We start from the raw sequence: 7,791 nt of genomic DNA on the forward strand, positions 1-7,791 counted from the left end.
GGCGCTGTCGCCGGCGGCCTGGTCGTCGGCCGAGGAGGCCGAATCGGCCAGCGTCGCCGCGCCGGAAGGCTCGGTGCTGCTGCTGCGCGCATCGGGCGGGCCGGCCGCGTCGAAGTCCCGGTCGGGATCGATCTCGGTGGCGGTGGCGGGCGCGTCCAGCGAGGTCTCGCGATCGACCGTGATCATCATGTTGTTGGCCTCGCCGCGCGCGAGCTGGCGCACGCGCTCGACGATGCGGCCGGCCGCGGCGATGCTCTCGGCCGTCGAGCGCGAGGCTCGCGCGGCCGCGATCAGCTCGGTGCTGGCGCCGAGCGTGGCCTCGATCGAGTCGACGCGTTCGGTGAGCGGCACCGCCTCGTCGCGCAGCGCGCGTCCGACGCGCCAGACGAAGCGTTCGCGCCAGTTCAGCTTCGGCCAGCGCCGGGCGATCTCGCGCGCGGCCGCCTCGCGCTGGCGCGCCAGCAGCGTCGCGGCGCCGGGGAGCCGCGCGGCCAGCGCGAGGCTCGCGCGGTGGTCGTCGATGGTTTCGGCCAGCGCGCGGGTGGCGTCCGAGGCGAGGCGCGCATGCTGCGCGGGCTCGCCCAAGCGCAGGCGAGCGGCCAGCAGGTCGACCCAGCCGGCCAGTTCGTCGTCCGACAAGGCTTGCTCGCCGGCCGTGGCCGGCAGTACCAGCACGTCGGGCACGGCGCTGCCGTCGCGTTCGACCCATTCGATGCGCGGCCCGTCGCGCGCGATCCTCACCTGCAGCGCCGGCTGGTTCGTCAGCACGCGCGCCAGCTTGCCGAGCCGCTCGCCGGGATCGTCCCCGGCGCTCGGCGGCGCGGTGTCCGGGCGCGGGTTCGGCTGGCTCACGATGCGTCGAGGTCGATGTAGTGGCGGACGATGTCGCGGATCAGCGCGGCGTCCTCGTCGCCGACCTTGGCGTAGATGGTCGGCCCGGCGGCGATCTCGGGATCGCCGGTGCGCAGCATCAGCGCGGTCCAGTCGATCAGGCGGCGCGTCGAGAAGGCGCTGGCCAGGTCGTCGCGCTCGAAGGCGCGCCGGCAGGCCGCGGCGATCGCCGCCAGCGTCTCGGCCATCGCCGGGCTGACACGCGCGCCGAAGGTCCGGCGCAGCACCTCGGCCTCCTCGGCCGGCGACAGGTAGTCGATCTGGTAGACGCGCCAGCGGTCCAGGAAGGCGTCGTTCATCAGGTTGGCGCCCTGGTACAGGTGGCGGAAGCGGCTCATCGCGCCGGCCGCGTTGGCGGTCGCGAACAGGCGGAAGCCGGGATGGGGCGCCACGATCTCGTCGCCGCGCTCCTTGAGCAGGAGGCGGCCGCCGGGCTCGAGCACGGCGGTCAGCACGGCGAGGATCGCCGGTTCGGCGAAGTCGATCTCGTCGACGATCAGCCAGAGCCCGGCGCGCATCGCGGTCGGCAGCACGCCGTCGACCCACAGGGTCTCGCCGCCCTTGACGGTCCAGAAGCCGACGAAGTCGCCCACCGTGGTCTGGCCGTTCATGTTCGCGCGCAGCACGCCGTGCGCCGAATGGGCCGCGGCCTGCTCGATCAGGCTGGTCTTGCCGGTGCCGGTATGGCCGATCAGCAGGATCCGGCGGTTCTCGGCGATGTCGCGCACGATATTGGCCGAGCGCTCGGCGAACAGGTAGGCGGGGTTGCGCTCGGGCACCAGCGGGCCGCCGGCGCCGAGCGGCAGGCGCGCGCCGGCCAGCGTGACGGCGGGTTCTTCACCGGCCTGCCCCGGCTGCGCCGCGTCGTGCATCGCCGCGCGCAGCTCGGCCAGGAAATGCGCGCGATGCGGCGGCGGCGCGCCTTCGCCGGCCTCGTCGCGGCGCGCGTAACCCTCGCGCTGCCACTTGCGCAGCTTCGCGTCGAGGTTGTCCAGGTCGATCACGGTGTCGATGTCGGTGGAGCCGTCCGCGCGGCGGTGCTGGATCCGGTACATGTGCGGCCGCTCGGAATGGCTGACCAGCCAGGCGTCGTCGTCGCGCGCGTAGACGCCGACGGGCGACGGTTCGGAGGGAAGCGGGGCGGGCTGGGTGCTCATCGGCGGGCAGGGGCGGGAGGGACGGCGGAGCCGGTCGGGAGCCTCATTGTGCGCCGTCGTCGCCCAGCCGTGCAAAAACGGGGCAAGGCGGCGATTGCTTCCATTTGTGATGGAATGCATTTCCCGTGAGTGGTTTGTTGCTCGATCCGATTGATTCAGACTGAGGCTTTTTCTCGACGCGCGAGCCGCTCGCGCCATGGAGCCATCCCCGATGACCTCATCCCTGACCCAGGTGCCGGGCTCGCCGCTCGTCTTCCGACCGCGCCCGGCCGCCGGCGTGCCGCTGGCGCGGCTGTTGCTGCTGCATGGCGTGGGCGGCAATGAAACCAATCTGCTGGCGGTGGCCGAGGCGCTCGATCCGCGTCTCGAGATCGCCTTCGTGCGCGGGCCGCTGACGCTGGGCCCGGATCAATACGCGTGGTTCCACGTGCGCTTCGGGCCGAACGGCCCGTCGATCGACGCGGCCCAGGCCGAGGCGAGCCGGCAGCAGCTGATCGGCCTGGTTCGCGCGCTGCGCCAGGCCGACGGCGCGGCGCCGCTGCCGACGCTGATCGGCGGCTTCAGCCAGGGCGGCATCATGAGCGCGAGCGTCGGCCTGAGCGCGCCGGACGCGGTGCGCGGCTTCGCGATCCTGAGCGGGCGGATCCTGCCGGAGATCGCCGAGCACCTGGCGCCGCGCGAGGCGCTGGCGGGGCTCGACGCCTTCATCGCCCACGGCGAATACGACGACAAGCTGCCGGTATCGTGGGCGGAGCGCGCCGATGCGATGCTCGACGAGCTGGGCGTGCCGCATCGCGTGCATCGCTACCCGGTCGGCCATCAGCTCAGCGAGGCGATCGTCGACGATTTCGCGGCCTGGGTGGCGAAGCGCGGCGCGGCGGCCTGAGCGCCGCCGCCGATCGTCCCGGGCGGGCACGAGACGTCGCCGTTCACGGCGGCGCGCCATAATCGCGCTTTTCCGGTGCGGAGACGTCGCGAATGAAACTGTCCGAACAATGGGTGCTCGTCACCGGTGGCGCGCGCGGGCTTGGCGCCTCGATCTCCCGGGCGCTGGTGCGCGAGGGCGCGTCGGTGATTGTCAACTACCTGCATAGCGAATCGGCCGCGAATGCGCTGGTGGCCGAGCTCGGCCCGCAAGCGATCGCGCTGCGCGCCGATGTCACCGATGCGGGCGAGGTGGGTCGGATGTTCGAGGCGGCGCGGGCGCGCACCGGCCAGCCGGTGGCGTCGGTGATCAACAACGCGCTGGCCAGCTTCCGCTTCGACGGCGATGCGCGGCCGACGCTCGAGCAGCTTTCCTGGCAGCGCATGCAGCAGCAACTGGAGAGCGCGGTCAAGGGCGCGCTGAACACCATGCAGGCCGCCGTGCCCGGCATGCGCGAGCGAGGCTTCGGCCGCATCGTCAATGTCGGCACCAACCTGTTCCAGAACCCGGTGGTGCCCTATCACGACTACACGGCCTCGAAGGCCGCGCTGCTGTCGCTGACGCGCACGGCGTCCAACGACCTGGGCCCGCACGGCATCACCGTCAACATGGTGTCGGGCGGCCTGCTGCGCACCACCGACGCGAGCCGCGCCACGCCCGAGACGGTGTTCGACATGATCGCCGGCTTCACGCCGCTGCGCCGCGTGACCACGCCCGAGGAATTCGCCGACGCGGTGCTGTTCTTCCTCTCGCCCTGGGCGCGTGCCGTGACGGGGCAGAACCTGATCGTCGACGGCGGGCTGGTGAAGGGCTGAGGCCCGCTTGCCGCGTATGCGCCGGGTCGGCGGCGCATACGCGGGCGGCTCGGCCTGGTCGGGCCGAGCGCGCGATCAGGACACCAGCAGGTCGAACTGCTCCCAGCCGCCGACCTGGGTGGCGGTGGCGATCAACTGGCCCTGGCCCGAGTTGGTGGCGCTCACGTACTTGCCGTTGGCATGCGCGCGCAGGGCCACCGCCGCGCCCGTGAAGGGCTGCACGATCAGGTCGAAGGTCTCCCAGGGGCCGACCGCGCTGCGGTTGGCGATCAACGGCGCGGCGCCGGCATTGTCGGCCGTCACGTACAGGCCGTTGGCATGCGAGCGCAGCGCCACCGCGCCGTTGCCGGCATTCACCAGGTCGAACTGCTCCCATTGGCCGACCGCCTGGCGGTTGGCGATCAGCGCCTGCGCGCCGGCGTTCTCGGCCGTCACATACAGGTTGTTGGTGCGCGAGCGCAGGCTGACCACGGTCGCGAGACCGACCGTGCTGTTCAGCACCGGCGCGGTCGGGCGCACCTGGGTCAGGCCGAGCGAGCCCTTCAGCATGCGGCCGCCGTCGCGCGTCAGGCGCATGTAGTAGTCGGAGGAGCAGGGCGTGCCGTCCTCGTCCAGGCTCAGGAAGCCCGAGCCGGCGGGCACGTCCTGCTGGGTGGCGGCGGTGTTGAGGATCTGGTTGCCCTCGTTGTACTCGTCGAACATCGAGATGTAGAGGCCCGACACGCCGAGGTTCACCAGGTTGTAGAGCTGCCGCCACATGTAGTTGCCGTGCGCGCGCTGGCGGATCGACAGGTCGCCCGGCATCACGCAGGGCTGGTAGTCGATGCCGTGCGCGTCGCAGTCGGCCTTGTCGGCGGCCGCTACTTCCACCGCGAAGGCATTGGCCTCGGCGATCGAGCCGATCGCGCCGATCATCCACGGCGAGATCATGTCGAACTGGTGGAACACGTCGAGGAAGTTCGGGCGCACCGAGCCGCCGGTGCGCCAGCGGGTCGGCACGCCGCCGATCACGTAGCAGCCCTGCGCCTTGAACCACTGGATCACGTCGGCGCAGGCGGCGGCGTCGAACGGGTGGTTCACGTCGTCGAAGCCGAAGCCCCAGATGCAGACCACCGGCTTGCCGTTCTGGCGCGCATAGGCCGGCGAGGCGATGTACTGCGACATCTTCGAGGTCCAGTCCTGCTTGATCTGGGTCTGCATGGCGGTCCAGCCGGACACGTCGTACATGATGTAGAACTTGCGGCCGTAGGTTTCGGCGGCCTGCCGCACATGCGCGGCCGCCACGTCGCGCGTGGCGCCCTCGCCCGAGAACGGGTTGAAGCGCTGCAGCGCGACCGTGTCGATCTCGTTGGCCTGCATCCAGCTGAACTGCCGGTTCACCGTGTCGAGGTCGTATTGCGAGAACAGCGTGGCCGGCGCGCCGCTGTTGAGCGGGCTGAAGGCGCTCTGGTAGCCGTGCGCGTAGCCGCGCATGTCGGGCCAGGCCTTGATCGCGTTGTTGCTCGGCGAGGGCGCTTGCGACCAGTTGCCGGCCCAGTGCCACCAGCCGTTGATCGGTGCGCCGTCGCCGATCGCCGCGAACCAGCCTTGGTAGCCGACCGTCACCTTGCCGACCACGTCGCCGGCGCCGCTGACGGCCGCGCGTTGCGTGGCGGCCAGCGCGCGCGTCAGGCCGCGCGCATCGAGCGCGCCGACGGCCGCTGCCGCAACGCCGGTTTTGAGAATCGAACGACGTGTGATGCCCATGAGATTCCTCGAGAAGTAGGGGGTATGGCTGGCGGGGCCCGGCCGGCATGCTTGCATGCGCAACCGGTGGCGGGGATTGCATCATCGCGAGGGGCGATCGGTCTGCCGGACTGCCGAATCCCGGGCAGGGAATCCGAAGCGCCGCGATACGTGCCCGGCGGCGCGTGCAGCAATCGGAGGAATCGTTGCGGATTGGTGCTGAGGCGCGGCCTGGAGGTGGACTGGTCGGTATGCGGGGCAGGCGGGAATGCGTGCCTCGCGAGGCGGGCCGGCGCGGGGTGGCCTAGCCGAATCGCAGCGGATCGCCGACCAGTTTCGGCACCGCCTCGCGCATGATCGCCACGAAGCGCAGCAGCCGGGACGGGTAGAACTGCGCGTGCGGATAGACCAGGAATACCGGCAGCGGCGCGGCCTCCCAGTCGGGCGCGACGCGCACCAGGCGGCCGGCCTCGAGTTCCTCGGCGAGCAGCCAGGACGAGCCGATGCCCACGCCCATGCCGTGCAGCGCCGCCGAGCGCAGCGCGAACAGGTTGTCGGTGCTCATGCGCGGCTGGATCGTGAAGCGCTGCGTCTCGCCGCTGCGCCGGTGCCGGAGCACCACCTCGTTGCGGTAGTAGGTGCGCAGCGAGAGCCAGTCGAGCGCGGCGAGCTCCTCGGGCGTGGCGGGGATCCTGCCGTCCTCGAACATCGAGGGTGCGGCGACCACGAAGCGCGCCACGTCGGCGATCCGGATCGCCACCACCGATGGATCGGTCACCTCGCCGATCTGGATCGCGCAGTCGATGCCGGTGCCGATGAAGTCGTGCACCTCGTCCTGCAGCAGCCATTCGACGCTCACGCGCGGGTGCTCGCGCAGGAAGCCGATCAGCGGCCCGACGAAGATCTGCTGGCCGAAGGCGTGCGGCACCGTCACGCGCAGATGGCCTTCCGGCTCCTGCTGCGCGCCGCGCAGGTCGGCCTCGAACGAGGCCCAGCTCGCCAGCAGCTCCTTGGCGCGCTTGAAGGCGCGTTCGCCGTCGACGGTCAGCCGCATCGAGTGGGTCGAGCGCTGCAGCAGGCGCACGCCGAGCGAGCGCTCGAGCGCCTGCAGGCGACGGCTGACGGTGGGCTGGGTGGTCCGGAGCAGGGCCGCCGCGGCGGACAGGCTGCCCGATTCGACTATACGTACGAAGGTCTCCATAAGCTGGAAACGATAGCCGGCATCACCGGGAGACACTTCCGGAAGCCGGCGATTTCCGCCAGAGGCAGGCGTGGTGGGCAGTTTGGCGCTCATGCGCGGAGCGTATAACAAATGTGCGGGCGGTGCCACTACCAGGCCCGCGCCGCTGCCTTCACACTCGCGGCTTGCTGATTCGATACCGATGGACACCGCAAGATGAGTTCGACCCCTGACTTCGACAATGCCTCGCGCGAGGCCGTGCTGGCCGACCCGGCGCCGCTCCCTGGATCCCGGCCGGGCGCGGCTTCGGCAGTGCCTGCCGGGGCGCAGGCGCTGCATGCCCTGCTGACGCCGCGCCTGGTGCTGCTGCTGGCCGCCGCCGCTGGGCTCGGCGTGGCGCCGCTCTATTACAGCCAGCCGATGCTCGGCGTGCTGGGGCCGGACATCGGCGCCTCGGCCCGCATGGTCGGCCTGGTGCCGACGCTCACCCAGCTCGGTTATGCGATCGGCATCCTGCTGCTGGCGCCGCTCGGCGACCGCTTCGACCGGCGCCGCGTGATCCTGGTGAAGGCCGGCGTGCTGGTGGCCGCGCTGCTGCTGGCCGCGATCTCGCCGTCGATCGGCTTCCTGCTGGCGGCGAGCTTCGCGGTCGGGCTGGCGGCCACGCTCGCCCAGGACGTGGTGCCCGCGGCGGCCACGCTCGCGCCCGATGCGCATCGCGGCAAGGTGGTCGGCACCGTGATGACGGGCCTGCTGCTGGGGATCCTGTTGTCGCGGGTGGTGGCCGGCGTGGTGGCCGGCAGCCTCGGCTGGCGCGCCACCTTCGTGATCGCGGCGGCGAGCGTGGCCGCCATCGGCCTGGCTGCCGCGCGCGGGCTGCCGAGCTTCCGGCCCACCACGCAGATGCCGTATCGCGAGCTGATCGCCTCGCTCGGCGGCCTGTGGCGCCGGCACCCGGCGCTGCGCCGGGCGGCCTTCGCCCAGGGCATCCTGGCGCTCGGCTTCAGCGCGTTCTGGACCACGCTCGCGGTGATGCTGCATGGCGCGCCCTTCCATCTCGGCAGCGCCGTGGCCGGCGCCTTCGGCCTGGCCGGCGCG

General features: G+C 71.7%; 6 protein-coding genes and 1 pseudogene. 3 read left to right on the forward strand and 4 right to left on the reverse strand.

The annotated features are described in order from the left end of the window. Nucleotides 1-852 (reverse strand): annotated as a pseudogene (locus F3J10_RS33175) (cobalamin biosynthesis protein CobT); the annotation flags it as partial. Beyond that, nucleotides 849-2,048, reverse strand: coding sequence for an AAA family ATPase (locus F3J10_RS33180; RefSeq protein ID WP_167243858.1), 1,200 nt, complete (start codon nt 2,046-2,048; stop codon nt 849-851). The pseudogene F3J10_RS33175 and the gene F3J10_RS33180, both read right to left, overlap by 4 nt. Nucleotides 2,049-2,259: 211 nt before the next feature. On the opposite strand from F3J10_RS33180, the gene F3J10_RS33185 reads away from it, so the two are divergent. Both F3J10_RS33185 and F3J10_RS33190 read left to right on the forward strand, forming a co-directional pair. Beyond that, nucleotides 2,260-2,934 (forward strand): phospholipase, encoded by a 675-nt coding sequence (locus tag F3J10_RS33185; protein WP_166916325.1) that lies wholly within the window; start codon nt 2,260-2,262, stop codon nt 2,932-2,934. 92 nt (nt 2,935-3,026) lie between these two features. Further along, nucleotides 3,027-3,788, forward strand: coding sequence for a 3-oxoacyl-ACP reductase (locus F3J10_RS33190; RefSeq protein ID WP_166916323.1), 762 nt, complete (start codon nt 3,027-3,029; stop codon nt 3,786-3,788). Between the two features lie 75 nt (nt 3,789-3,863). Here F3J10_RS33190 and F3J10_RS33195 read toward each other — a convergent pair whose 3' ends face one another. Further along, on the reverse strand, nt 3,864-5,534 hold the full coding sequence (locus F3J10_RS33195; protein ID WP_166916321.1) for a lectin: 1,671 nt from the start codon (nt 5,532-5,534) through the stop codon (nt 3,864-3,866). A 283-nt stretch (nt 5,535-5,817) separates the two neighbouring features. Further along, nucleotides 5,818-6,807 carry a LysR family transcriptional regulator gene (locus F3J10_RS33200; RefSeq protein WP_025100679.1) on the reverse strand — a complete coding sequence of 330 codons (990 nt, stop codon included), beginning with the start codon at nt 6,805-6,807 and terminating at the stop codon, nt 5,818-5,820. A 102-nt stretch (nt 6,808-6,909) separates the two neighbouring features. Between F3J10_RS33200 and F3J10_RS33205 the strand changes: the two genes are divergently transcribed. Then, nucleotides 6,910-7,791: MFS transporter (locus tag F3J10_RS33205; protein ID WP_240155784.1), on the forward strand; the 882-nt coding region annotated here is incomplete at its 3' end.

This window comes from Burkholderia sp. Cy-637, from assembly GCF_011753175.1.
GTDB lineage: Bacteria > Pseudomonadota > Gammaproteobacteria > Burkholderiales > Burkholderiaceae > Burkholderia > Burkholderia gladioli.

Bases quoted from the DNA above. Each gene is read 5' to 3' on its own strand.
- F3J10_RS33180 (WP_167243858.1), bottom strand. From the start codon at position 2,048: ATGAGCACCCAGCCCGCCCCGCTTCCCTCCGAACCGTCGCCCGTCGGC.
- F3J10_RS33185 (WP_166916325.1), top strand. From the start codon at position 2,260: ATGACCTCATCCCTGACCCAGGTGCCGGGCTCGCCGCTCGTCTTCCGA.
- F3J10_RS33190 (WP_166916323.1), top strand. From the start codon at position 3,027: ATGAAACTGTCCGAACAATGGGTGCTCGTCACCGGTGGCGCGCGCGGG.
- F3J10_RS33195 (WP_166916321.1), bottom strand. From the start codon at position 5,534: ATGGGCATCACACGTCGTTCGATTCTCAAAACCGGCGTTGCGGCAGCG.
- F3J10_RS33200 (WP_025100679.1), bottom strand. From the start codon at position 6,807: ATGAGCGCCAAACTGCCCACCACGCCTGCCTCTGGCGGAAATCGCCGG.